The organism is Vibrio breoganii, from assembly GCF_024346795.1.
GTDB classification, from domain to species: domain Bacteria; phylum Pseudomonadota; class Gammaproteobacteria; order Enterobacterales; family Vibrionaceae; genus Vibrio; species Vibrio breoganii.
The window spans coordinates 1,196,683-1,220,955 of the sequence record NZ_AP024865.1; the positions used below are offsets into that span (position 1 = coordinate 1,196,683).

Here is a 24,273-nt window from a genome sequence, read left to right on the forward strand (position 1 = left end):
GACCAGCAAATTAGTTGTTATGCGTTTGCCATTACTTCAAGTACTTCAAAAACAGCATTCTTAAATATTAGAAAGGGTCGTGCTGGCTCATTTAGGGGGATAAAAGAAGTAAACTACAGTGTAATGTAAAAATCCCTCGATAAATCGAGGGATCTGGCTTTTAACTCAAGAGGTTTAGGGATTAACGCTTAAACGTTACCGCTTCTTCTTCGTCTAGGTGAATTGACGTTTGTGCGGGCTGTGTCTCAGCTATCACTTGACCATGACGCACAGAGTAGCGTACGGGTACCTGACGACGAACCGCGTCGAAGCCATTTTCCGCTGGTAGGATAAGAAGACTGCCTGGTTTGCCTTCTTCGATACCATAGTGTTCTTGAATGTTTAACGCTTTCGCTGAGTTAGTGCTGATCAAGTCTAGAGAGTGATTGATCTGGTCGTAACCCATTACCTGCGTAACATGCAGTCCCATATGCAGCACCTGAAGCATATTCGCAGTGCCTAATGGGTACCATGGGTCAAATACGTCATCGTGACCAAAACAAACGTTGATGTTTGCTTCAAGCATCTCTTTCACACGAGTCACACCGCGACGCTTAGGATAGTCGTCGAATCGGCCTTGCAAGTGAGTGTTCACTAGCGGGTTAGCCACAAAGCTAATGCCTGACATCTTCAATAAACGGAACAAGCGAGACGCGTACGCGCCGTTGTACGAACCCATTGCTGTAGTGTGGCTAGCAGTAACCTTATCGCCCATCTCATATTTATGAGCAAGCGCTGCCAGAGTTTCGACAAAGCGTGACTGCTCATCATCAATCTCATCACAATGCACATCAATCAGGCAGTCGTATTTGCGTGCCAACTCAAAGATGTAATGCAGTGACTCAACACCATATTCACGGGTAAATTCAAAGTGTGGAATCGCACCTATGACGTCTGCGCCAAGTTGCACCGCTTCTTCAAGCAGTTCCTTACCATTTGGATAAGAAAGAATCCCTTCCTGAGGAAAGGCAACTATCTGAATGTCCACCCACTCTTTCATCTCTTCACGCACTTCTACCAGCGCACGCAGAGCGAGTAGCGTCGGGTCTGAAACATCAATGTGTGTACGAACGTGTTGGATACCGTTGGCAATCTGCCATTTTAAGGTCTGCTTAGCACGAGACTTCACATCTTCCATGGTCAGGGTTTGCTTACGCTCTGCCCAGCGCTCGATACCTTCAAACAAAGTGCCCGAGATATTCCAACTTGGTTCACCCGCCGTTTGAGTCGCATCTAAATGGATATGGGGCTCACAAAAAGGAGCAACCGCAATACCACCCTCGGCGTCCAGAGTCTTGCCATCAAAATCAACGATTGAGGTAGCATTCACAATACGTGCGAACTTGCCATCTTCAATCAGGATTTGTTGCAGGCCTACTTTTCCTGGAAGTCGTGCATTATTGATTAATAATGAGCTCATAAATTACCTTTAAGCCGTTTGTTCCGTCAGGGATTTTTTATTAAGCAACGGGTTAAGAATCAAGTAACAAATCGCACCGCCCAATACCGCATTCAATGGCACGATACCTGGGATGAATTTGCCTGATGCAACACCAACTGCCATAGCAATAATTGCTGCCCAGTTTACCGCAACAAACTCTACTTTAGCGAAGTCTTTATAACGTTTTTTATTCATCATGAAATCAGCAATGATAATGCCACCGATTGGTGGGATTGCTAGCGACAAGAAAGTCAGCCAGCCAACAAAGTTGTTGTACAGCCACAGCGCGAAGATGGTGCCAACCAAGCCATTGATAATTGACAGCATGGTGCTTGAGCGACCGGTAATATTTGAGAAACCAAGACCTGATGCATACAGCGCATTTTCGTTGGTGGTCCAGATGTTCAAGCCCAACACGATAATCGCAGGAAGCAATAAGCCTTGCGCCATCATCACATCAGAGATATCCGCTTGGCCCGTTGCTGCAGCGCCCGCTGCACCAAAGATAAACATTAGCGAGTTACCGATGAAGAATGCAACCATGGTAATAACAACCGCACCCGATGCTTTCTTGCCAAAACGGACAAAATCAGCAGTTAAGGTACCAGCACTAATAAACGAACCGACTACCATAGCCAAAGCAACTGAGAGATCGATAGGGGTTTCTGGCTGGATAAGTTGTAGCTGGTCAAGACCGCCAACACTGTCCACAGCGGTTAATACTGAATAACCGCCTAGCACCGCAATCGCAGGAACCGCAATGGCAGAGAGCACCATTAGCGCTTTGATACCGAAGTAAACTGTACCTGTCATCAGTAGACCAGATATGACGATAAGAACGTTGGTATCAATGCCTGTCGCTTTTTGCACTGGGATAGCAAACATTGCAACACCAACACCAAACCAACCTACTTGAGTACCGCCCAGCAGTGCTGACGGAAGCCAAGAGCCTTTAGTACCAAAAGAGAAACGCGCTAATAAGTGAGTAGATAGTCCGGTGGAAGCACCGATGTAGCCAAGAAAAGAAGTGTAGATACCGAGGATAAGGTTGCCGATGAGAACAGCGAGGAAGAAGTCGTTGAAGTTAAGCCCAGTGCCCAGTGAACCACCAGTCCACATACTCGCCGAGAAGAAAGTCAGTCCTAACATCACCATGGTTAATGATGCCATACCTTTTCTTGCCTCGGCTGGAACCGGCCCAAGACTATAGTTATTGTCGCCCGCCATTTTACTCTCCGTACTACACATTCAAAAAAATTATGTGTGCGCAATTTTCACGCAAACGGGCGGTATTATGTTGATATAAACCACAGAGTCAATGAGTTTTTAACTAGCTAAACGTTTGCTCAGAAGTTATATATCACAAAAACATTAAGAAACAGCAAGTTACATATCTCGAAAATTTATTTTTAGTTTTAGGCGTAGAAGCGTTCGTGGCACTAAAAACTACGCTGATACCTCTGCATCAAACAATAGTCGCATAACGGACTTACCCATAACCAAATCAATCATCTCATGAGCGTCTTCATCCGGAAGGTGCTCTGAAATAATCTCGATGAGCTTCAAAACGCCTCTTTGGGTTGAAGGGTTAGACTCTGTTTTGGCTGCATTCGCCACAAACATTCTGATCACCATGGAGAACTGAGTTTCGGTTAGCCCCTTCTCCCAAGATTGAATGAATGCTTCTCGCGATGAGAAATCAAGACAGGACATGATGATAGGTAGAATCTTGCCTTGCAATGCCATCGAAAACTCACGGTTTGAAGGATAGTAACCCTGCAAGGTACTCTTTCTTAGGCCCGTCTCTTTTGCTAGTCGGTCATAGGTAACGCTTTCCCAACCTTCTGCAAGGAAGACCTTTACAATCAGCGCGTTATATTTAGCTAGGTTTTCTTCTTTTTGTTTCTGGGTAATTCTCGCCATAATAATCCCGTCTAATACCTATCAAGTATGATGCTCAAGACTCTATCATATATTCGTACCCTACACGAATTACTGTTATCCCGATTTTGCCGAACATTTACACTGTAAATAAATTTAGTATCGGATAACGCGCACCCTACCATCACGATCCTCACTGACTTGTGTTGACGTTAAGTTTTACAAACTCAACAAATGCCTTCAATTTAGCCGATGGGTAAATCAGCTGCGGATACACCATATATAAAGAGTTGAACGCATCAGAGGTTTCTTCTGCCAGTACCTGTTCGAGTACCCCATTTTTCACATCGTTTTCAACAAAATAGCTGGCGATACGCACAATGCCCTCATCTTTTAATGCAAACTCACGAAGCATACGATTGTCATTACTTGCCATCCAGCCGCTTACTTCTACCTCTGTCGTTTTCAATGGCCAAGTTCTCTGATGTAAGGTCGTTAAGCATTGATGATTTTCAAGATCTTCAATTCGTTTAACCGCGCCAAAGCTTTGCAAATACTTAGGCGAAGCCACCAGCCAGTGCTGATAATCAAACAACCGATAGGCCACCATATCCTCAGGGGGGGATTGAGTGGCGCGAAACGCTAGATCGATATCCGTTTGGTTGAGATTAAATGACTGATAGCTAGAGTTGATTTCAAATGTTATCTCGGGATGCCGCTGTTTGAACGCTCGACAAAGCCCCATCAAGATGGATTCCGCAAACATTTTTGGCGCAGTAAGACGCAGCAGTCCTGAAATCTCATTGTGTTCGCTATTGAGGTTTCTCTCGAGATCAAGCACAGCGCTACGAATGCTCAACCCTTGTTGATACGCTCGCTCTCCCTCCGGAGTTAAACGTACGCTGCGTGTTGTCCTTATTACTAATGGCGCCTGAAGCTCACTCTCTAGCTTCTTTATTTGCTCCGAAAGATAACTTCTTGAAATACCAAGGACTTCCGCTGCTCGAGAGAAGTTAAGTTGTCTGCCTAGCTCAACAAAGAGCATCAACCGCTCTATTCGTTTATGTTCGTTCATTCGCCCTCCATCTATCACTTTATTCATTATAACGAACAATGAGTTCGTAGACAGGCTCTTATCATTTTCGTTGCGAACAATAGAATGTATTCATCTAACGACTAAAAGAGCCAACAATGAACAATAAAGCCCTGCCACTTGCTACCTATCTCCCTAACGTCAGTCAGCTATCTTATGGCTGTATGGGTTTGGGTGGTGGATGGAACAATGCACCAGTAAGCTCAAGCGATGTGACTCAAACTCGCACCATCATTGATACTGCCCTTGGAAGTGGCATTAACCTTTTCGACCACGCTGATATCTATACCTTTGGTAAAGCAGAGCAAGCCTTTGGCGAGGTACTCAAACAAGACCCGAGTCTTCGTGACTCTCTCTATCTCCAGTCAAAGTGTGGCATTCGCTTTGCAGACCATGATGCAGCCAAGCGCTATGATTTTTCATCACAATGGATCATGGAATCGGTAGAGAATATTCTTCGTCGCCTTAACACCGAATACCTGGATACCTTACTCCTTCACCGCCCTGACCCATTAATGGAAACCGACGAAGTGGCTCAAGCCTTTGCCCAGCTGCATCAATCAGGCAAAGTGAAACACTTTGGCGTTTCCAACATGAACCAGCATCAGATGCGCTATCTTCAATCCGCGCTAGATCAGCCCTTGGTGATCAACCAACTGGAAATGAGCCTCGCAAAACTGGATTTTGTACAAGGTGGCATCATGGCTCAGAACCACCAAGGTCAACATGCTGATTTTGACACTAGCACCATTGAATACTGCCAAGCCAATGGTGTTCAGTTGCAATCGTGGGGCTCTCTAGCTCAAGGAAAATTCAGCCAACGAGGCCTTAATGATGAGTGTGCGGTTGTGCGCAGTACCGCTCAATATGTTGCCCAGCTTGCCGAAGAGTACGGTGTCAGCAGTGAAGCCATTGTTCTTGCGTTTCTAACGCGCCATCCAGCTAACATTCAGCCTGTTATCGGCACAACGAACTTGGATAGAATCAAGGCGTGTGCACAGGTCAATCAAGTGAAGCTAACTCATGGCCAATGGTTCACCTTGCTTGAAAAGAGCTTAGGTAACGAGATCCCATAGAAGGAGCAACACATGTTAAGCCACAAGATAGCCCATCAACTGCTCAACAAGGCTGAGCAAATCGCCACACAGAAAGAGGTCACCATTGCTGTCAGTGTCTGCGACACCCATGGGGAGCTCGTGGCATTTTCACGCATGGATGGCGTTAGCGTACAAGCGGGCTTGCTTGCGCAAAACAAGGCTTATACCTCAGCTAGAGATAGACAGCCAACTGGCAACCTAGGAGCGTGGGCTCGAGAAACGGGTAAACAACTCAGCTACTGGACTGATCCTAAGATCACCGGCTTCATGGGCGGCCTGCCAATAGAACAAGACGGCGCGGTTGTTGGTGGCATTGGTATCAGTGGGCTTTCAGAAAGTGACGATGAAGCCCTTGCAAAGCAAGTACTGATCCAATTCTCGCTGACATCAGATTAAACCCGTTCAACACTGACATTCTCCCAACTTGTGCATAAGCTTAAACGCAAACACAGTTATAGGAGATGGAGTCATGGCTAAAAATCCCGTTGCTTGGTTCGAAATCTATGTTGATGATATGCCGCGAGCTATCGCTTTTTACCAAAGCGTGTTTAACGTTCAGTTAGAAAAAATGGATAACCCTGCGGCCAATGAGATCGAAATGTGGGGCTTTCCATCTAACATGGAGCAGTACGGCGCTACAGGTGCGCTGGCTAAGATGAATGGCGTATCAGCCGGTGCTGGCGGAACCTTGGTTTATTTCTCTTGTGACGACTGCGCCATAGAGGAAACGAGAGTTGTTAGCTCTGGTGGTAGCATCCAACAGTCAAAAATGGCCATTGGTGAATACGGCTTTATGACGCTAGCCACAGATACCGAAGGCAATATGTTTGGCTTGCACTCTATGCACTAGCTACCAGCTACCAGCCTGACTTTCATACACAAGTCTTGTTATCTAATCTCAGTGTGATCTAATACTTCTTTTAGCTTATTAGGTCACACTTTCTATGTTTACTTCCAACTCTGAGCACTGGGCTGAATTTATTTTTGGTCGTGCACAGCTTGGCGATCCTCGTCGCACTAACCGCCTGGTTAAAGTAGCCAGTGATCTAGCTAAAAACGCTGGTAAATCGGTGAGTCGTTCTTGTGATGACCCTGCCAGTATCGAAGGTGCTTACCGCTTCATTCGTAACGATAGTATCAGCCCCGAAGCCATTGCTGAGGCTGGGTACACTCAAACTGACGAGTTAGTTCGTCAGCGCCCTTTAGTCTTAGCACTCCAAGATACTACTGGTCTGAGCTACCGCCATTCTGTTTGTGAAGAACTCGGCGAAGTCAATTCAGGGAGCGACACCCGCCACAGTAATAAAGGACGAACACTCTATGCTCATTCCACATTGATGTTGGATGCTCAGAGTGAACAAGTGCTTGGGTTGGCTTATCAACATTATTGGTACCGACAAAGTAAGCAAGTACAACAAACCCATCAATTACAATGCAGAGAGCGTAGCGAAAAAGAGAGTTATAAATGGCAACATAATGTTGAACAACTCTCATCACGACTTGAAACACTCGACAATGTCATTGATGTTTGTGATCGCGAAGCGGATATGTACGAATACCTAGACTATCAAATCAGTCAAGGTCACCGTTTTGTCGTACGAGCAAGCGACAATCGACGCTTAGTCGGCTTTGATGAAAAGCTTTTTACAGTACTCGATGCCCTTGAACCAAGCGCTCACTACACCATAGATATTCAACAGAAAGGTGGACGTCGAGCGCGAACCGCAACGATAGCATTGAGTCATACATCGGTGACGTTGCAAAAGCCTCAACGCGCTAAAGCAGAAGCCACTATTACTGTAAATGCCGTGGTCTGCCAAGAAGTCGAACCCAACGGCGAAAAAGGTAAATTACGCTGGGTACTTTATACGACCGAACCAGTGACAACTCCCGAAGAAGCTCGTCAAATAGCTCGCTACTACGAACTAAGGTGGCGCATAGAGGAGTTTCATAAAATCTGGAAATCAGAAGGTACACAAGTAGAAAGATTGCGTATGCAAAGTCGTGATAATTTACGTCGTGTAGCCGTTATTCAAGCCTTTATCGCAGTACGTTTATTTCAGTTACGGGAACTGACGCAAAACAAGGAAGAGGCGAAGAATATTCCATGCACGGTTTATTTCAGTAACGTCAGTTGGAAAATACTATGGAAAGCGGCGCACAAAACTAAGCCAATACCAACAGAGCCCCCTTCACTGCATTGGGGATATTACGCCCTCGCCAAGTTAGGTCGCTGGCATGATAGTAAACGGAATGGTCGTGTGGGAGTTGTAGCATTATGGGATGGCTGGTTACAGCTAATGCAACTAGTCGAATCCTATGAAATGCTCAAAGGACTCGACTTGTGATCAAGAGACAGGCTACCAGCTACCAGCTACCAGCTACCAGCTACCAGAATACACAATAAGCGTCGTCATCCTGATGAAAATCAGGATCTTGGAGAATATCTTAGTCAATAATGTGCGCCCCAAGATTCTGGATGAATACTTCGTATTCTCCAGAATGACGCCATTATTATGTTTCTAGTATGACTTACCAACAGCAAAAAAAGGTACCGTCATCCTGATGAAAATCAGGATCTTAGAGGATGCCTTAGTCAATTATGTGTACCCTAAGGTTCTGCCGGGCCGGTATACTGGACCACAACTCCGTATTCTCAAATATGACGTCAATTATCGGCTTCGGCGGAACCTTGCGTCATCCTGATGAAAATCAGGACTTTGGAGACTGCTTAAACTTTATTGCAACAGCTGTAGCTTTACCCTTTGTATACCCCGTACTGTTATCACCCACAAAGCCCCATGTGCTCTCATCAACCGATCGCACTATGATGGCATCTGCACCCATTTTATAAGCCTTTTCTTGTAGCTTAATCAACATGCCTTCATTGCTTCTGTCATGAAAAATGGTTTGTCCTGTTTGGGTTGAAACTAGCCCTAACTCTTCATAGGGCTGCTGACTTGGTACCGTATACAGCACTTGTACCTTTGACGCTTGATCGCTGGTTACCACAGTGGTTTTGGCGCATCCAGTGAACACGAGCATAAGCAAAAGCGACGCTAACATTGCCTTTAATTTCATAGAAAATACCTAAGATGTTTATATGTCTGCAGAGCATTCAACTTATAAATCGCTCTAATTTCACACAGATTACCCCATATCTTCTACCGCTAATGAATACCTTTTGTAGGACGAAACCATTCAAATTCGAGTTATATCAGATATCAATCTAAGTCATTATCTTGCGGCAATAATTGCTTTTAGACTGCAGTGCTTTTTATAAGCTCGGCAAAGCTAATCTCCGTATTTTTTGTGAGCGAAATCCACAGATAGAACGACATAAATAAAAACGCAACGCTAGCATCACGTATCTGCAATCAATGCCTCATAACATGCCTCACACACAATAAGAACGATAAGTTTCACCTTCTAATAACTTGACTCAATACCCTATGATTAAGAAAAAACACCCATTAGATACGCAAATTATTCAACTACTTCAGCAGCAAGGCTTGATCAAAAGCGAAGCCAATGCGCGCCTTAAACAAGAGGTGTATCAGCTGAAATCGGAAGAGATAAGTAAGATCCACAACTATGCGAACCACTTTGGTATGAAGGCTAAAAGCGCCATGATTGAAGAGATCTTAGAGGTACGCAGAGAGGCGATGATTTCGTCAATATCGAACTGATCTGAAGTATAGATAATAAAAAGCCCAGTGATGAACTGGGCTCTAATCAATAGTTTTATGCTACCGCTTTAAGCAAGAAACAATCTAAGACTGAGTCACTTCTAAGATAATATTCTCTAGCTTTTGTAGGCCTTCAACCAACACTTCTGACTCTATGGTCAACGGTGGCAACAAGCGCACAACGTTTGCCTTCACGCCGCAAGATAGCAAGATAACGCCATTTTCCTGAGCCTTGCCAATGACCGCTTTGGTCACTTCTGGAAGAGGGGCGCCGGTTTGAGGGTCTGTAAACTCAACGGCCATCATCGCGCCAATAGTACGAACCTCACCGATAGAAGGAACTTGCTGCTGAAGCTTGGTCATATGAGCATTGACTATCTCACCAATACCCTTCGCCTTGTTGCACAAGTCTTCTTCTTCAATGATCTTCAGAACTTCTAAGCCAGCGACACACGCCAACGGTGAACCTGCATACGTGCCGCCTAAACCGCCTGGTTGCGCCGCGTCCATGATTTCAGACTTACCTACAACAGCAGAGATAGGGAAACCGCCTGCAATGCCCTTAGCTAAGGTCATCATATCCGGTTCAATGCCCAAGTGCTCTGTTGCGAACATCTTACCTGTACGCGCAAAGCCCGTTTGAATTTCATCGGCAATCAGTGCAATGCCGTGTTTGTCACATAGCTGACGCAGTGCCTGTGCAAACTCGGCCGGCGCTTTGTAAAAACCACCCTCGCCTTGCACTGGCTCAAAAATAATCGCAGCAACACGTGAAGGCTCGATATCGCAGCTAAACAAATCTTCCAGTGCCTGCATGCTTTGCTCAACGGTAATACCATGGAATGCATTAGGGTAAGGCGCATGGAAGATCTCACCAGGGAATGGACCAAAGCCTGCTTTGTAAGGTGCAATCTTACCTGTGAGTCCCATCGTCAGATTGGTTCTGCCGTGAAAGCCACCCTTGAATGCAATAACACCACTACGTCCAGTTTTTGCGCGAGCAATCTTCACCGCGTTCTCAACAGCCTCAGCACCTGTGGTTAAGAAGATCGCTTTCTTCTCAGAGTCGCCTGGAACCAATTGAGTCAGTTTTTCAGCAAGTTCAATAAAGGGAGCGTAAGGGGTCACCATGGCACAAGTATGAGAGAAATTGTCCAACTGATTTTTTACAGCTTCAGTAATTCTAGGGTGAGAGTGCCCTGTATTGGTTACTGCAATGCCAGCGGCAAAATCAATGTACTTATTTCCTTCTACATCCCACACATGTGCATTCTCAGCACGCTCTACATAGAGTGGGTATACAGCGCCCATGCCTTGGGCGATAACTTGGCTTCTTCTTTGGTGTAGCTGTTGATTAGTCATTGTTCTATCCCTTTATTAATTGCCGCCGAAGCACAGGTATTTGATGTCCATGTATTCATCAATGCCTTGCTTAGCACCTTCACGTCCAATACCTGATTGTTTGACCCCGCCAAAAGGCGCGACCTCTGTAGAAATTATTCCATCGTTAATGCCGACCATGCCGTATTGCAGCGCTTCGGTTACTTTCCAAACACGGTGCACGTTTTGGCTATAGAAATAGGAAGCTAGGCCGTAGATCGTATCGTTAGCCATCTCGATAAGTTCTTCATCCGTATCAAAGCTGATCACTGGAGCAATAGGTCCGAAGATCTCTTGAGAGACGATATCCATGTTATGCTTAACATTTTTCAGCACCACTGGTTGAAGATACAAACCCGAAAGGTCTTGTACCGGTGACGTTGGCTGTGCACCTTGTTCGATGGCCTTGTTTAGCAACGATTGAATGTTGTTTTTTGCTGCCTGATTAATGACAGGCCCAATATTGATGCCGTCTTCCAAGCCATTGCCAACTTTGAGGCCGCGAACGGCTTCATCGAGCTTTTCGACAAACGCATCATAAACCTTGCTATGCACATAGAATCGGTTGGCACACACACAGGTTTGTCCCGCGTTTCGAAACTTAGACACCATAGCTCCAGCTACTGCGCTATCGATATCAGCATCATCAAACACAATAAAAGGAGCATTACCGCCCAACTCCATAGAAGTACGTTTTATATCCTGAGCACTTTGCTGCATCAAGAGTCGACCAACACGGGTAGAGCCGGTAAAGGAAAGCTTGCGTATCAACGGGTGAGTTGTGAAGATATCCCCGACCTCTGCTGCCTCTTTGCCTAACACTATGATCAATAAATCTCTTGGTATACCCGCCTCATAAGCCAGCTCTGCAATAGCAAACGCACACAGTGGCGTATCCTCCGCAGGCTTGATCAACATGCTACATCCCGCAGCTAAAGCTGGCGCGGCTTTGCGTGTAATCATCGCAATAGGGAAATTCCACGGCGTAATCGCTGTTGTTACACCGACTGGCTGTCGAATGGTAAGAAGGCGTTTATCCCCGCTTGGCGCTGGAATAGTCTCGCCATAGGTACGCTTTGCTTCTTCTGCAAACCACTGAATATAGCTTGCTCCATACATCACCTCCCCTTTTGCCTCAGGGAACGGCTTACCTTGCTCAAGCGTCATTAAACGAGCAAGGTCATCTTGATTCTCCACAAGCAACTGATACCACTGCTGTAGCACAGCAGAACGTGCTTTCGCTGATTGCTGAGCCCAAGACTGCTGGGCCAACTTAGAGCGTTCAATAGCATCAAGAATCTCATCTTTTGACGTTATTGGCGCATAACCAATACACTCCCCGGTCGCTGGGTTGCTAACGGCAATGCTATTGTCTGACTTCGTGACCATAAAAGAGAGCAGCTTTTTGTTTTTGATAAGGTGCATAGAACTAACCTCTAATCCTTTGTGTTTGTGCGTAGCATCAGTCGTTACGCGGGTATTTGCTGCGTAATGCAGTGGATATTGCCTCCGCCGAGCAACACCTCTCTTGAGGGAATACCGACGATTCGATAATTTGGCAATGCGTTCTGTAGGGTGTTGATTGCTATCTCGTCCGTCGACTCATCAAGCAATGGCAAAAAGATATGCCCATTTACCATCAAGAAGTTGGCGTACGAAGCACTCAGCCTCTCACCCGCTTCTCGAGTCATTCCTTCACTGGCCTCGATACCAGACGCCTCTTCCTCTTTGTAGAACAGAGGGCCCGGTGTAGGAAGGCGAATGATTTCAACCTCTCTTCCCTTCGCATCGCGCTGAGCCAAAAGACTCTTCTCTGCCTCGCGTGATAAAGCGTACTGCGGATCTTGTGGATCATCAGTCCAACTCAGCACGACCTTACCCGGAGCAATCACGTGCAGTAGATTGTCTACATGACCGTCTGTTTCATCGTTGAACAAGCCATTAGGCACCCAGACCACTTTCTCAATGCCAAGATATTGCTGCAGCTTACTCTCGATTTGCTGACGACTCAGTTCAGGGTTGCGCCCTGGGCTAAGCAGACACTCTTCAGTAGTATAAAGCGTCCCTTCGCCATCGGTATGGATTGCGCCACCCTCTAAAACAAACGGCGCATTGTAATGATCGAGGCCAATAGCTTCACACACACTAGAAGCGACCAGATCGTCATGACTCCAATCATCATATAAGCCGTTGTACTCACCACCCCATGCATTAAACTTCCAGCTAATACCTCGGCGCTTTCCCTCGGCGTTAACAACGATTGTTGGGCCAATATCTCGCATCCAAGCGTCATTGAATGGAATATCAAACAGCTTGATCTCTGGCTTAAGCCATTCACGAGCTTGTAGAACCTGAGCCTGATTGACCGCCATTTTTACAGGTACGACTTCGGATATTGCATTCGCAATACGTGCAAAGGTCTTCTGCGCTGGCAGTGCATTATCACGCCAATTATCTCGACGATCTGGCCAAGCCAGCCATACTTCGCCAATGGCTTCAAATTCCGCTGGGAAGTAGTACCCATCACTGTTTGGTGTGGTGGTGAGTTTCATTGTTACTCTCCTACACAGATAGTTTAGCGATGTCTGTGTATAGGTCTGGGCGACGGTCTCGGAATAATCCCCATGCATGACGAGCTTGAGTGGCTTCTTGCAAATCAATCTCGGCATAAATAATGGCTTCGCTTTCACGTGGCGCTTCAGCTAACTTTCCACCTGTGTGGTCAGTGATGAATGAAGACCCATAAAAGGTGGTCTCGATGCCGTCGTCCAGTTCAACACCTACGCGGTTAGACGCAATTACAGGTACCAAGTTAGCCGCAGAATGCCCCTGCATTGTACGTTGCCAATGATCTCGCGAATCCAGAGTTGGGTCTTGAGGCTCACTGCCAATTGCTGTTGGATAGAAGATCGCTTCAGCACCTTTTAATGCTAGGCTTCGCGCTAGTTCTGGGAACCATTGATCCCAACAGATCCCTGCGCCAAAACGACCAAACTGTGTATCCCAAACCTTCATACCTGTATCACCAGGGCTAAAGTAATATTTCTCGCTGTAGCCTGGGCCATCAGGAATGTGTGATTTGCGGTAGTTCTCTAACACAGTACCGTCGGCATCAATCATCACTAGCGAATTAAAGAAGCAGTTACCGGCTTTTTCAAAGTAGCTGACCGGGATAACAACACCAAGTTCTTTAGCAAGCTTGCTCATCTCTGCAATCAACGGTGATTTGTCCGTTTCTTCAGCCAACTCAAAGTACTTCGCGGCTTGCACTTTACAGAAGTAAGGTGCGGCAAATAGCTCCTGAGGCACAATAACATTTGCGCCATTTTCAGCGGCTTCACGAATAGCGGCTTTTGCTTTCTCAAGGTTTGCCTCAAGATCCCAGCTTTTAGTCAATTGCAGTGCTGCAAACTTAACGATTCTGCTCATGTAATGTCCTTATTTCTTAGATAGCTAATTTGTCACGAAGGTTGTAATACGCTGCACCAACTGCAGTAAATGGGATCTGGAAGTGGCGCCCGCCAGGGAATGATGGGTGTCTTAAGGCAGCAAAAGCATCAAAACGCTCAGCGTGTCCGGTTAAAGCCTCTGCCAGTAACTTGCCCGCTAGGTGAGTACAGGTCACTCCATGGCCGCTATAGCCTTGAAGGTAAAAAACATTGTCGGCAAACGAGCCAAATTGTGGCATGCGTGAGTAGGTCAGTAGAAAGTTGCCCGTCCATTGATAGTCAATGCCAATACCCTTAAGTTGCGGGAAGATTGACTCCATTTTAGGACGTAGCAATGACTCAATGTCTTTAGGATCTCTCGCGCCATACACAACACCACCACCGAACAACAGGCGCTTGTCAGCGCTCAAACGGAAGTAATCAAGCAGGTAGTTACAATCTTCTACACAGTAATCACTTGGCAGGATGGTTTTCAGTTGCTCATCCGTTAGCTGCTCTGTTGCAACGACCTGAGTACCACAAGGAATCGCTTTGTTGCTGATGTTAGGAGCAAGACCGCCAAGGTATGCATTACCCGCTAGAACTAGGTACTTAGACTTAACGCTACCTGTTGCTGTGCGAGCGATAGGGTTTGCACCCTTTTCAATGGAGGTTACTGCTGACTGTTCAAAGATTTGTCCGCCTAGGGAGACAAATGCAGCTGCTTCACCCAGTGCCAGCTTCAGCGGATGAATGTGACCACCGCGCATATCAAGCAAGCCACCTACGTAGGCATCGGTACCCACTGCAGACTCGACTTCTGAAGCATCTAGAATTGAAAGCTGGTCATTACCATAGCGTTCCCAGTTTTTCTTGTGATGCTCAAGGCCTTTGAACTGCTTTGCGTTCAGTGCCGTAAATAGTCCGCCCTGTTTCAGGTCGCAGTTAATTTGATATTTGTCCACAAGACCTCGGATGATATCGCCACCCTCAAAGATCATGTCGCACAATTGTTTCGCTTGCTTCTCACCGTAACGACTTTCGATGACGTCTACATCACGACTGTAGCTATTTACGATCTGGCCGCCATTGCGGCCCGTTGCGCCAAAGCCTACTTTGGCACTTTCTAAAACCACTACCTTGAAGCCTTTCTCTGCTAGGTGCAGTGCTGAAGATAAACCTGAGAAACCCGCGCCCACTACACACACATCGCATTCGATGTTGTCTTGCAGCTGAGGGTATTCAACGATGTTATCTATCGAATTAGCGTAAAACGAATCGGTATGTTTGTTCATTACAATATTCCTTATCTAATCAGTTACGACCTTACTCTTATGAGCTTAAGGTTGTAGACGAATCCATGTCGTTTTGGTTTCGGTGAATTTCTCCATTGCGTGTAGCGATTTATCTCGCCCATTACCACTCATCTTGAAGCCACCAAACGGAACCGTCATGTCCCCTTCGTTGTAGTTATTCACCCAAACTGAACCAGCCTGAAGCTTTTTCGCCACGCGATGAACGCGATTGATACTGTCACTCCAAAGCGCAGCGCCTAGGCCATATTGAGAGTCATTAGCTATCTCGATGGCTTCTTGCTCTGTGCTAAATGGAATGACGCACAGTACAGGGCCGAAGATCTCTTCCTGTGCCACTCGCATCTTGTTGTGGACGTTATCCAAGATCACAGGCTCAACAAATGCACCTTGGCCTTCAACATCACCACCGCAACGCAAGGTTGCGCCGGCTTCTTTGCCTAGCTCAACGTAACTCAACACCTTGGCTTTGTGCTCTTGGTCTATCAACGCTCCCATCGAAGAAGAAGGATCGAGAGGATCTTTTGGCTGGAAGCTTTTCGCTGCAGCAATGACTTTTTCTACAAATTCGTCTTTGATGCTTTCATGGACCAGCAAGCGAGTTGCGGCTACGCACACTTCACCTTGGTTATAGAAACATCCGCCTGCCGTTTCTGCAGCGGCTCGGTCTAGGTCGCCACAATCTTCAAAAACGATGTTGGCATTTTTGCCACCCGCTTCAGCCCAAACGCGTTTTAGGTTTGTTTCACCAGAAGCAATCATCAGTTGACCTGCAACTCTCGTAGAGCCTGTAAAGGTGATGCAATCGATGTCTGAATGACGAGAAAGCGCATCTCCCACTTCATGGCCAAAGCCAGTCAATACTTGGAAAACACCATTAGGTAAGCCCGCTTCAGAGGCTAATTTGCCAAGGAAGATAGCGGTTAAAGATGATTTTTCTGAAGGTTTAAGAATGACGCTATTACCCGCAGCCAGTGCAGGGCCTAGCTTCCAGCACGCAATCCATAGAGGGAAGTTCCAAGGAACGACTGCCGCCACCACACCAATGGCTTGATGAGAAATAAAGGCATGCACGTCTTTTTCGGTTGGAGCGACTTCCCCGTAGACCTTGTCAATGGCCTCTGCGTACCAACGCAGCGCATTAGCTGCACCTGGAATATCAGTAGAGGAGCTGTGGGCAATAGGTTTGCCCGTATCTAGGGTTTCAAGAAGAGCCAGTTCATCGTTATGAGCGTCGATGAGATCCGCAAATTTGTTCAGAACCGCTTTTCTGTGGGAAGGAGCACTGTCGCTCCACTCTCCTTGTTTGAATGCGCGACGAGCACATCCTACTGCGAGTTCTACGTCGTCAGATTGACAGCGAGCGATGTCTGTAATGATGTCATCTGTTGCTGGGTTGACTACCGCTAAACGTTCACCGCAGATGGCTTCGGTAAACTCACCATTAATGTAGGCTCGGCCTTCGATGTTTAGGCTTTGTTGCAGTTCAAGCCAATCAGATTTAAGTTTCATACACTCTCCTTGTTTATCACAACAAGGAAAGCCCACTAGAATGTGGTTGGCGTATGCGCACTTATCATTCTGCAAGCCTTGCCTGTGTGATTTATAAATTTATGAGGCACAGTGGTGTCTATGACGTAAGACTCACCGGCCTTGATAATGTAAGAGCTGCCTTGATACTCCAGCGTAATTTCGCCTTCTAGTATCGTGCCAACCTCTTCACCTTCATGTTTAATTTCATCCGTTCCTGTGGTGCTTTGCGGGGCATATTCTTCTATCAGAAAACCGATCACCTGTTTCTTCGAGCCGTTGGTGACAAGCTTCATTGATACTGTATCGCTGCCCATTTCAACCAGTTCATCTGGCTTAAATACCACTTTTTCTTCCGTTTTCCCTGCTTGGTCAAACGTAAAAAACTCTGATAAAGACAGTGAAAATACATTCACTATTTTTTGTAAAGAACTCACAGAAGGACTGACTTTAGCATTCTCGATGGATGAGATTGCGCTGTGTGTGATCCCTGCTTTTTCTGCTAATTCCCTTTGTGACAATCCATGCTGTTTTCGCAACTGAACAATATTTTGACCAATCAGTTGGTTGTCCATTGATAAAGCTCCTTTAAGAGTTAGAAGCCTCCATCATAAATTCTTTGAACAAGATCTTAGAGAATTGATTACTTGTTGCTTGCCATTCAGGGTGCCATTGCACCCCTACAAAGAACCTTTGATCTGGGAGGCTGAAGGCTTCGATGAGGCCGTCTGGGGCTGTCGCCTCTACCATTAAGGTAGGTGCCAACGTTTTGACCCCTTGATTATGAAGAGTATTCACATCGAAGCTTTGCGTATTTTGCCAATTGTATTGAGATAACCAGCGTTCAAACTTACTGTTTTCTTGCACCAATACAGGATGAGAAGGTGCGTATTTTTCAGAAAAATCATCAGTTTGGCTTTCTCTATGATCATTATAACCAGATTCATGTACCGCAGGGGTTAAAGTTCCACCAAGTGCAACATTCATTTCCTGAAATCCGCGGCATATGCCAAGACAAGGAATATCTCTATCTATCGCATGACGAAGTAAAGAGATTGAAATCTCATCTCTCGCTTCATCTGTTTTAAGTTCAACGTGCTCAGCACCATAGCGGTGTGGAGCGACGTTTGAATGACTGCCAGGAAACAGAAAACCATCACACACATCCAACATCACCTTAAGGTCATCCAAGGTGCTTCTTGGAGAAATTACGATAGGTAACCCGCCAAAATCAGTGACTGCATCTAAGTAGAACTCATTCACAGCTTGTATTTGATAGCCTCCAAGAGACTTGCTGCAACTGACAACACCGATGATTGGTTTACGAGAATCTGACATAGCCATTCCGTGTACAATTTATTTAACAAACACACTACATTTGCACACTCCAACCATCAACCTGTTTGCCCGATATATTTAACAAAATGTGATTAGTGTCGATTTTTTCTACCTAAAAGCATGTAATTCCGGTCGATATATTGAGCAAAATGCATTCAGGTGTTAAAAATAAGTTAATCAAAACAAACATCGATTTTCGATAAAACTGCTTTAACATGCATTTAAGCGACTGTTTTAAAACGTTTTATGCAAACAAGCAATTGCTGAGTGTGTTTTTAATTAACAATTTTAATATTTCACACACACAGCGAAACAAAACCTTGGAGAGTTCAAATGGAATGGTTTCGACAGGAAGTTAAAAATTTTCGACAAAATTGGCCAACGATAGAGTTTATTGACCTTATTTTTACCGACATCAACGGTACGCCAAGAGGAAAACGTATCCCTGCAGAAGCTTTGGATAAGGTAGGAAAAGGAATTGCACTGCCTCTATCTACTATTACGCTGGATACTAAAGGCAATGTGGTGGAATCAGCTGGATTGGGTGAAGAGCTTGGTGAACCAGATAATATCTGTTTTCCTGTTCCAGCGTCTTTAACACCCACAGCAAGAGAGAATATTGGGCAAGTTTTGCTCACCATGATGGACGATTCTGCTACTCAGCCTAGCCCACTCTTTATCCGCAACATCCTTGAAAGCCAACTTGAACAGCTGAAAGACAATAACCAATACCCATGCATGGCGTTTGAGCTTGAATTCTACTTGATCGATAAACAGCGAACCCCATCAGGTGGGTTACTTAAGGCCATGAATCCGGCCAAGAATATCCGAGAAAAGAACACCGAAGTTTATGATGTCGATGGTCTAGATGACTATGACGGGTTTCTAACCGACCTAAATACCCTGGCTCAAGCACAAGGACTAAATACCTCAGGTGCATTATCCGAATCTGCACCAGGCCAATTTGAAATCAACTTCAACCACTCTCAAGATGTGCTTCGTTCATGTGATGAAATCATCATTGCCAAGCGCTTGATTCGCCAAGTAGCTAGTCAGCACAACTTCGATGCCACCTTTATGGCTAAACCCTTCGCGGATGAAGCAGGCAGCGGCATGCATGCGCACATCAGCCTTCTTGATTCAGACAATAATAATCTGTTTAGCCAAGACAACGGCGAAGCAAGCCCACTTTTCTATCAAACAATGACGGCAATGCTGGCTCAATCTGCTGGTTCTATCGGTTTAATTTGCCCTAACGTAAATTCGTACCGCCGTTTCGTACCCGGTGCCTATGTTCCAACTAAGGCAGACTGGGGAACAAATCACAGAGGCGTGTCTTTCCGCGTGCCACTGAGTGACCCTAAAAATCGTCGAATAGAGCACCGCATCGCTGGTGCTGACGTTAACCCTTATATCCTTGCTGCAGTAGTGCTGTCTTCAGTATTAGCGAGTGACCAATACACGCAAGAGCAATGTCCACCCGCTCTTAATGAAGAGGCTCCTGAACTACCAAGACGTATGTTCGAAGCCTTGAATTTACTTGAAGTCAGTGAACTCTCTCAATTTATTTCGAAAGAGTTCATCGGTTTGTATCTAGCCTGCAAGCATAGCGAGTTGGCCGAATTTGAGAGTGCTATCACCTCGACCGAAATCGACTGGATGCTACATACGGCTTAATAAAGGAACTATTACATGAATACACAAACCAAGACGATGCCTGCATCGTTTAAAATCACCAGCAAACACACTCTCATTACCGTCTTTTCGATAGCCGTGTTCCTACTGTTCACTTCTATCGGATTAAACCATGCTGAAGGCGAAACCTACGGATGGATGGGCTTATTACCGACCGGACTAGTGCTGTTATTTGCACTGACTACGCACCGTACTGTTGAAGCATTGTTTACCGGTGCTATCGCGGGTGTCCTATTGCTAAACCCTACCCAAGCGGTGGAAGAAATTGTTGGCATCTCAATGGATGTAATGATGGATGAAACCATTGCATGGATCATCCTTGTCTGTGGCTTGATGGGCGGATTAATCGCCATTCTTGAAAAGGGCGGCAGCATCCTGAGCTTCTCAGATATGCTGGTCACTAAGGTGAAAAGTCGTAAGCAATCAATGCTGATGACATTCGGTCTAGGTATCTTGATCTTCATCGATGACTATCTCAATGCGATTGCTATCTCTTCTTCGATGAAGAAAGTAACCGATGGCTACAATGTTTCTCGTGAAAAGCTCTCTTATCTTGTGGATTCAACGGCTGCACCGATCTGTATCCTAGTTCCTATCTCTACATGGGCAATATTCTTTAGTTCTCTCCTTGAAGCGAACGGTGTTGCAGAAGCAGGCGAAGGCATTAAAGCCTACATCCAAGCGATTCCTTACATGGCTTACGGCTGGGTGACATTGGCGATTGTACTGCTAGTCGCGATGGAGAAAATACCAGACCTAGGTCCAATGAAGGCCGCAGAGAAGCGTGCTAAGGGCGGACAAGTACAACCTGACGATTCAGTAGAGATGGACTTAGGTTCTGATATCGCTCCACACACAAATCCGACAATGGGTCTAATCAACTTCTTGCTTCCAATGGTTGTGCTAGTGGGCGCAAGCTGGTACTTCGGCATTGATTTATTAGCGGGTGTGTTCGTCGCCATTATCTTTACCGTGTGTTTCTACGGCGTACAAAACCTGATCTCAATGAACTCAATGTTCGATGCTATCTATGATGGTATTAAGGTGATGCTGCTACCACTCGCAACGGTTATTGGTGGCTTCATGCTGAAGAACGTCAATGATTCGTTGGGTGTTACTCAATTTGTCATCGAAACCGTGAGCCCAGTGCTATCTGCAAGCTACTTCCCAGCAATTATCTTTATGATTACCGGCGCGCTAGTATTTGCAACGGCGTCTTCTTGGGGTGTGTTTGCTGTGGCAATGCCTATCGTTCTGCCACTGGGCGAGCAACTAGGTGTGCCTCTACACCTAACAGTAGCCGCACTACTTTCTGCCTCTGCAGCAGGCAGCCACTCATGTTTCTTCAGTGACTCTACCGTATTATCGGCGCAAGGTTCAGGTGTGACAGCAATGCAGCATGCTAGAACTCAGTTCCCATACGCACTTATCGGTATTGTAGCGACTTGTATATTCTTCTTGATTGTCGCTTAATCATTCGAGCTAAATAAAAACAGAGGCGATATCGCCTCTGTTTTTTTATTTCTGCAGATACTGCTGCCGAGTCATGCCGTAGTGCAAGCGATCGTCAAAATCATTGTCCAACTTGTAGTAACTCTTTTGCACGCCTTCTCGCTCATAACCGTTTTTCTCCAAGGTGCGATACGAACCCACATTGGTCGCATAGCAATCAGCACACACTTTATGCGCCCCTAGAACATCAAACGCTATCTTGGTAAAGAACTGGCAAGCAGCCGTAGCAATGCCCTGCTTCCATGCGTGTTCTGAAAGCTGATAACCAATCTCATAATTACCTTCCATAAACATCACACTAGTGATTGCTGCCATTCCCATGTAACGACCGCTGTTATCACGAATAATGCCTATGATGTTGTCAGGATAGCTCTGATCTGCGATAGCTTGCTGGGTATTCTCAATCATTGGCCCAAAGTAGCCTTCATACATTTCGGCTGGGGCTGGGGCAAAAAACAAGTACTCTGCAACTTTGGGGTTGTCTAGCATTGTAATGATGTCTTGCAGATCTGGCTTTTGAATCAGTTGAATGTTTAACTCTGAGGTTAACGCAACACTCTCACCCTTGAGAAACGGTAGAATTGACATAATTTTGCTCACTGGTCTTGGATAAATAGAGTCTAAGTGAATTAGAAACGAACGTCATTATCCGATGCCTCAATACCATCGTCTTGGAACCAATTGAACTCATTGAATAGCATGGAGTTGCCCATTGAACATGATTCATAACGCCTTGAAGTTCCGATAAAAGAGACCCATTTCTTCTAAACCTAATATTTCAACAATACAATGATAAAGGTGGGGAACTTTCTGTTATTTTCTCCATCTATCTATTATTCAAATGCTCGCTTTAAGGAACATCACACATGCCAGCGCAGTCATTCCAGCAACTACAACGCTACCTAGAATCTCAAGTTATTGGTCAAGACAACCTCGTTAAGCAACTGCTTGTTGCGCTGTTGGCCGATGGTCACATTTTAGTAGAAGGCCCCCCTGGTCTTGCTAAAACTCGCGCGGTTAAATCACTAGCAGACTGTATTGAAGGAAGCTTTCATCGAGTACAGTTCACACCCGATCTCCTGCCATCTGATCTAACGGGTACAGATGTGTACCGTCCAGAAACAGGGGAGTTCGAATTTAAACCCGGTCCTATTTTTCACTCTTTAGTACTCGCGGATGAGGTCAACCGAGCGCCCGCTAAGGTACAAGCGGCCATGCTCGAAGCCATGGCAGAGAAGCAAATCAGTGTGGGCCAGACCACCTACCCTCTGCCCGAGCTATTTCTGGTAATGGCGACTCAAAACCCAATCGAGCAAGAGGGTACCTATCCTCTGCCAGAGGCTCAGCTGGACCGTTTTCTGCTTCATCTTGAGGTCAATTACCCCAACGCAGAGAGTGAACTAGAGATCCTACGTCTAAATAGAGGCGAGGCTTTAGGGGAGATTCAACGTTTCGACACCCCATTAACACAGCAAGATATTTTCGAGGCTCGTCGTCAGGTTTTGTCCATTCACATGGCTGAAACCATAGAGAAATACATCATTCGTTTGATCATGGCGACGCGAGATCCGCGAGCTTACAGCGACGATCTTGCAAAATGGATTGAAATGGGTGTCAGCCCTCGTGCCACCATTGCCTTAGATAGAGCAGCGCGAGCGAATGCATGGCTATCGGGGCGCGATTTCGTCAGCCCAGAAGACATCCATGCCGTGATCTTCCCAGTGCTACGCCACCGCCTGCTGCTGACCTACCAAGCACAGGCCGAAGGGGTTACCGGTAATGCGGTTATTGAAGAGCTTCTGCGAACCGTTGCATCAGCTTAAGGCCGTCAAATATGTTTGAAGGCCTTAAACTACATCGCTTATTTTCTACAAAAGCCAATAGCGCCAATCTGCTAGAAGGTGCCATTGCTTCTGGTGAACTACCCAATGCCAGTAATGGCGTCACGGTCAGTGTTGAAGAGCTGAGTTTCTACCAGATCCACGGTAAACGCTGGCAACCACCAGCGAAAAGCCTCTGGTCACAGCTTAATGGGCAGCATACAAGTTCGCGCAAAGGGCGAGGGATGACCTTCTCAGAAGTGCGCCAGTATCAAGCGGGCGACGATGTACGCCAAATTGATTGGCGCGTCACTGCGCGAACAGGAAAAGTGCATACCAAGCTGTTCACTGAAGAGCGCGAGCGTCCAGTCGTAATGTTTATCGACCTTACTCCGAGTATGTTCTCCGGAACCCAACTGCTCTTCAAGTCTGTACAACTGTGCCATCTAGCCGCGTTACTTTCTTGGATTGCTATTGGCAGTAAAGACCGAGTAGGGGCGATAATCCGCTGCGGTGATACGCTGACTGAAATACGTCCATCTAGCTCGAAAACCGCCGTGCTTCAGCTACTCAACCGCTTGTGCGAGATCCATAATCAAGGTTTAACTATGGGAGGCACTACTCTCACCGATGAGCAGCGCGATCCCTTTCATGCCCTTGCTAATCTGTGCCGTAAGGGCAGCGAGCTAATTTGTATTAGCGACTTCTCGACGCTTTCTGAGCAAAACATTGCATCAATGACTCAAATTGCAGCACACAACCGAGTGAGAGCAATCCAGATCTACGACCCAATAGAGCTTGGTGACACTCAGGCCAAAGGTATTCAAGCGCTGCAGGGTAGAGATCAGGTTTTCTCGGTGAATTTGTCCAGTAGCAAAGCCAAGGATTCCATAAAGCACGCCTTCACGCATCAACAACAGCAGTTAAGCGAGCAACTGAGCCAATATGGCATTACGCTCTCGCAGGTTTCCAGCGGCTCACCGCTATTACAACAATTGCTTCAGCATTCATTTTAAG

23 protein-coding genes are annotated in these 24,273 nt (G+C 46.1%); 9 read left to right on the plus strand and 14 right to left on the minus strand.

Annotated features, from left to right (window positions below; genetic code table 11):
* Positions 1-181: 181 nt before the first annotated feature.
* The 4 genes from OCU35_RS18365 to OCU35_RS18380 all read right to left on the minus strand — a co-directional run bounded on the left by OCU35_RS18365 (position 182) and on the right by OCU35_RS18380 (position 4,436).
* A complete protein-coding gene (locus OCU35_RS18365; RefSeq protein WP_261826170.1) occupies positions 182-1,459 on the minus strand; it encodes a cytosine deaminase in 1,278 nt (425 codons plus the stop codon).
* A 9-nt stretch (positions 1,460-1,468) separates the two neighbouring features.
* Complete coding sequence (gene codB, locus OCU35_RS18370) at positions 1,469-2,707, minus strand: cytosine permease (protein WP_261826171.1); 1,239 nt, start codon at positions 2,705-2,707, stop codon at positions 1,469-1,471.
* A gap of 219 nt (positions 2,708-2,926) precedes the next feature.
* Positions 2,927-3,403, minus strand: a complete 477-nt coding sequence (locus tag OCU35_RS18375) for a hypothetical protein (protein ID WP_017028578.1) — start codon at positions 3,401-3,403, stop codon at positions 2,927-2,929.
* Positions 3,404-3,554: 151 nt separating this feature from the next.
* Positions 3,555-4,436, minus strand: a complete 882-nt coding sequence (locus tag OCU35_RS18380) for a LysR family transcriptional regulator (RefSeq protein WP_102484501.1) — start codon at positions 4,434-4,436, stop codon at positions 3,555-3,557.
* Between the two features lie 116 nt (positions 4,437-4,552).
* Between OCU35_RS18380 and OCU35_RS18385 the strand changes: the two genes are divergently transcribed.
* The 4 genes from OCU35_RS18385 to OCU35_RS18400 all read left to right on the plus strand — a co-directional run bounded on the left by OCU35_RS18385 (position 4,553) and on the right by OCU35_RS18400 (position 7,899).
* On the plus strand, positions 4,553-5,530 hold the full coding sequence (locus OCU35_RS18385; RefSeq protein WP_261826172.1) for an aldo/keto reductase: 978 nt from the start codon (positions 4,553-4,555) through the stop codon (positions 5,528-5,530).
* 12 nt (positions 5,531-5,542) lie between these two features.
* On the plus strand, positions 5,543-5,947 hold the full coding sequence (locus OCU35_RS18390; RefSeq protein ID WP_261826173.1) for a GlcG/HbpS family heme-binding protein: 405 nt from the start codon (positions 5,543-5,545) through the stop codon (positions 5,945-5,947).
* Between the two features lie 73 nt (positions 5,948-6,020).
* Positions 6,021-6,401 carry a VOC family protein gene (locus OCU35_RS18395; protein WP_261826174.1) on the plus strand — a complete coding sequence of 127 codons (381 nt, stop codon included), beginning with the start codon at positions 6,021-6,023 and terminating at the stop codon, positions 6,399-6,401.
* Between the two features lie 94 nt (positions 6,402-6,495).
* Entirely contained in the window at positions 6,496-7,899 is a 1,404-nt protein-coding gene (locus OCU35_RS18400; protein ID WP_261825301.1) for an IS4 family transposase, read from the plus strand.
* A 364-nt stretch (positions 7,900-8,263) separates the two neighbouring features.
* Here the strand turns inward: OCU35_RS18400 and OCU35_RS18405 are convergent, their stop codons facing one another.
* Positions 8,264-8,632: a hypothetical protein gene (locus tag OCU35_RS18405; protein WP_261826175.1), complete on the minus strand. Its 369-nt coding sequence runs from the start codon at positions 8,630-8,632 to the stop codon at positions 8,264-8,266.
* Between the two features lie 371 nt (positions 8,633-9,003).
* Here OCU35_RS18405 and OCU35_RS18410 point away from each other — a divergent pair, with 371 nt between their 5' ends.
* Positions 9,004-9,240: a hypothetical protein gene (locus OCU35_RS18410; RefSeq protein WP_261826176.1), complete on the plus strand. Its 237-nt coding sequence runs from the start codon at positions 9,004-9,006 to the stop codon at positions 9,238-9,240.
* An 84-nt stretch (positions 9,241-9,324) separates the two neighbouring features.
* On the opposite strand, the gene gabT is transcribed toward OCU35_RS18410, so the two are convergent.
* The 8 genes from gabT to OCU35_RS18450 are packed head-to-tail and all read right to left on the minus strand — an operon-like array spanning position 9,325 to position 18,229.
* On the minus strand, positions 9,325-10,602 hold the full coding sequence (gabT, locus tag OCU35_RS18415) for a 4-aminobutyrate--2-oxoglutarate transaminase (RefSeq protein ID WP_065210459.1): 1,278 nt from the start codon (positions 10,600-10,602) through the stop codon (positions 9,325-9,327).
* Positions 10,603-10,617: 15 nt separating this feature from the next.
* Positions 10,618-12,045 carry an NAD-dependent succinate-semialdehyde dehydrogenase gene (locus tag OCU35_RS18420; RefSeq protein ID WP_261826177.1) on the minus strand — a complete coding sequence of 476 codons (1,428 nt, stop codon included), beginning with the start codon at positions 12,043-12,045 and terminating at the stop codon, positions 10,618-10,620.
* 44 nt (positions 12,046-12,089) lie between these two features.
* Positions 12,090-13,172, minus strand: a complete 1,083-nt coding sequence (aguA, locus tag OCU35_RS18425) for an agmatine deiminase (protein WP_261826178.1) — start codon at positions 13,170-13,172, stop codon at positions 12,090-12,092.
* A gap of 10 nt (positions 13,173-13,182) precedes the next feature.
* Positions 13,183-14,049: an N-carbamoylputrescine amidase gene (aguB, locus tag OCU35_RS18430; RefSeq protein ID WP_065210457.1), complete on the minus strand. Its 867-nt coding sequence runs from the start codon at positions 14,047-14,049 to the stop codon at positions 13,183-13,185.
* Positions 14,050-14,065: 16 nt separating this feature from the next.
* Positions 14,066-15,343 (minus strand): NAD(P)/FAD-dependent oxidoreductase, encoded by a 1,278-nt coding sequence (locus OCU35_RS18435; protein WP_017031859.1) that lies wholly within the window; start codon positions 15,341-15,343, stop codon positions 14,066-14,068.
* 45 nt (positions 15,344-15,388) lie between these two features.
* Positions 15,389-16,873, minus strand: coding sequence for an aldehyde dehydrogenase (locus OCU35_RS18440; protein WP_065210455.1), 1,485 nt, complete (start codon positions 16,871-16,873; stop codon positions 15,389-15,391).
* Positions 16,874-16,908: 35 nt separating this feature from the next.
* Positions 16,909-17,466, minus strand: a complete 558-nt coding sequence (gene puuR / locus OCU35_RS18445; RefSeq protein WP_017031857.1) for an HTH-type transcriptional regulator PuuR — start codon at positions 17,464-17,466, stop codon at positions 16,909-16,911.
* Between the two features lie 13 nt (positions 17,467-17,479).
* Positions 17,480-18,229, minus strand: a complete 750-nt coding sequence (locus tag OCU35_RS18450) for a gamma-glutamyl-gamma-aminobutyrate hydrolase family protein (protein ID WP_065210454.1) — start codon at positions 18,227-18,229, stop codon at positions 17,480-17,482.
* A gap of 333 nt (positions 18,230-18,562) precedes the next feature.
* On the opposite strand from OCU35_RS18450, the gene OCU35_RS18455 reads away from it, so the two are divergent.
* Positions 18,563-19,906 (plus strand): glutamine synthetase family protein, encoded by a 1,344-nt coding sequence (locus OCU35_RS18455; RefSeq protein WP_261826179.1) that lies wholly within the window; start codon positions 18,563-18,565, stop codon positions 19,904-19,906.
* Between the two features lie 15 nt (positions 19,907-19,921).
* Positions 19,922-21,397, plus strand: coding sequence for a Na+/H+ antiporter NhaC family protein (locus tag OCU35_RS18460; RefSeq protein ID WP_261826180.1), 1,476 nt, complete (start codon positions 19,922-19,924; stop codon positions 21,395-21,397).
* A gap of 45 nt (positions 21,398-21,442) precedes the next feature.
* Here the strand turns inward: OCU35_RS18460 and OCU35_RS18465 are convergent, their stop codons facing one another.
* Positions 21,443-22,024, minus strand: a complete 582-nt coding sequence (locus OCU35_RS18465) for a GNAT family N-acetyltransferase (protein ID WP_017243374.1) — start codon at positions 22,022-22,024, stop codon at positions 21,443-21,445.
* Between the two features lie 278 nt (positions 22,025-22,302).
* Between OCU35_RS18465 and OCU35_RS18470 the strand changes: the two genes are divergently transcribed.
* Together OCU35_RS18470 and OCU35_RS18475 are read left to right on the plus strand one after the other, a co-directional pair.
* Complete coding sequence (locus tag OCU35_RS18470; RefSeq protein WP_261826181.1) at positions 22,303-23,259, plus strand: AAA family ATPase; 957 nt, start codon at positions 22,303-22,305, stop codon at positions 23,257-23,259.
* An 11-nt stretch (positions 23,260-23,270) separates the two neighbouring features.
* Entirely contained in the window at positions 23,271-24,272 is a 1,002-nt protein-coding gene (locus OCU35_RS18475; protein WP_261826182.1) for a DUF58 domain-containing protein, read from the plus strand.
* Position 24,273 lies beyond the last annotated feature (1 nt).

Coding starts and splice junctions, on each gene's coding strand:
- OCU35_RS18400 (WP_261825301.1), top strand. CDS start 6,496: ATGTTTACTTCCAACTCTGAGCACTGGGCTGAATTTATTTTTGGTCGT.
- aguA (WP_261826178.1), bottom strand. CDS start 13,172: ATGAAACTCACCACCACACCAAACAGTGATGGGTACTACTTCCCAGCG.
- aguB (WP_065210457.1), bottom strand. CDS start 14,049: ATGAGCAGAATCGTTAAGTTTGCAGCACTGCAATTGACTAAAAGCTGG.
- puuR (WP_017031857.1), bottom strand. CDS start 17,466: ATGGACAACCAACTGATTGGTCAAAATATTGTTCAGTTGCGAAAACAG.
- gabT (WP_065210459.1), bottom strand. CDS start 10,602: ATGACTAATCAACAGCTACACCAAAGAAGAAGCCAAGTTATCGCCCAA.
- OCU35_RS18475 (WP_261826182.1), top strand. CDS start 23,271: ATGTTTGAAGGCCTTAAACTACATCGCTTATTTTCTACAAAAGCCAAT.
- OCU35_RS18405 (WP_261826175.1), bottom strand. CDS start 8,632: ATGAAATTAAAGGCAATGTTAGCGTCGCTTTTGCTTATGCTCGTGTTC.
- OCU35_RS18385 (WP_261826172.1), top strand. CDS start 4,553: ATGAACAATAAAGCCCTGCCACTTGCTACCTATCTCCCTAACGTCAGT.
- OCU35_RS18450 (WP_065210454.1), bottom strand. CDS start 18,229: ATGTCAGATTCTCGTAAACCAATCATCGGTGTTGTCAGTTGCAGCAAG.
- OCU35_RS18440 (WP_065210455.1), bottom strand. CDS start 16,873: ATGAAACTTAAATCTGATTGGCTTGAACTGCAACAAAGCCTAAACATC.
- codB (WP_261826171.1), bottom strand. CDS start 2,707: ATGGCGGGCGACAATAACTATAGTCTTGGGCCGGTTCCAGCCGAGGCA.
- OCU35_RS18380 (WP_102484501.1), bottom strand. CDS start 4,436: ATGAACGAACATAAACGAATAGAGCGGTTGATGCTCTTTGTTGAGCTA.
- OCU35_RS18435 (WP_017031859.1), bottom strand. CDS start 15,343: ATGAACAAACATACCGATTCGTTTTACGCTAATTCGATAGATAACATC.
- OCU35_RS18420 (WP_261826177.1), bottom strand. CDS start 12,045: ATGCACCTTATCAAAAACAAAAAGCTGCTCTCTTTTATGGTCACGAAG.
- OCU35_RS18465 (WP_017243374.1), bottom strand. CDS start 22,024: ATGTCAATTCTACCGTTTCTCAAGGGTGAGAGTGTTGCGTTAACCTCA.
- OCU35_RS18390 (WP_261826173.1), top strand. CDS start 5,543: ATGTTAAGCCACAAGATAGCCCATCAACTGCTCAACAAGGCTGAGCAA.
- OCU35_RS18470 (WP_261826181.1), top strand. CDS start 22,303: ATGCCAGCGCAGTCATTCCAGCAACTACAACGCTACCTAGAATCTCAA.
- OCU35_RS18395 (WP_261826174.1), top strand. CDS start 6,021: ATGGCTAAAAATCCCGTTGCTTGGTTCGAAATCTATGTTGATGATATG.
- OCU35_RS18460 (WP_261826180.1), top strand. CDS start 19,922: ATGAATACACAAACCAAGACGATGCCTGCATCGTTTAAAATCACCAGC.
- OCU35_RS18375 (WP_017028578.1), bottom strand. CDS start 3,403: ATGGCGAGAATTACCCAGAAACAAAAAGAAGAAAACCTAGCTAAATAT.
- OCU35_RS18455 (WP_261826179.1), top strand. CDS start 18,563: ATGGAATGGTTTCGACAGGAAGTTAAAAATTTTCGACAAAATTGGCCA.
- OCU35_RS18365 (WP_261826170.1), bottom strand. CDS start 1,459: ATGAGCTCATTATTAATCAATAATGCACGACTTCCAGGAAAAGTAGGC.
- OCU35_RS18410 (WP_261826176.1), top strand. CDS start 9,004: ATGATTAAGAAAAAACACCCATTAGATACGCAAATTATTCAACTACTT.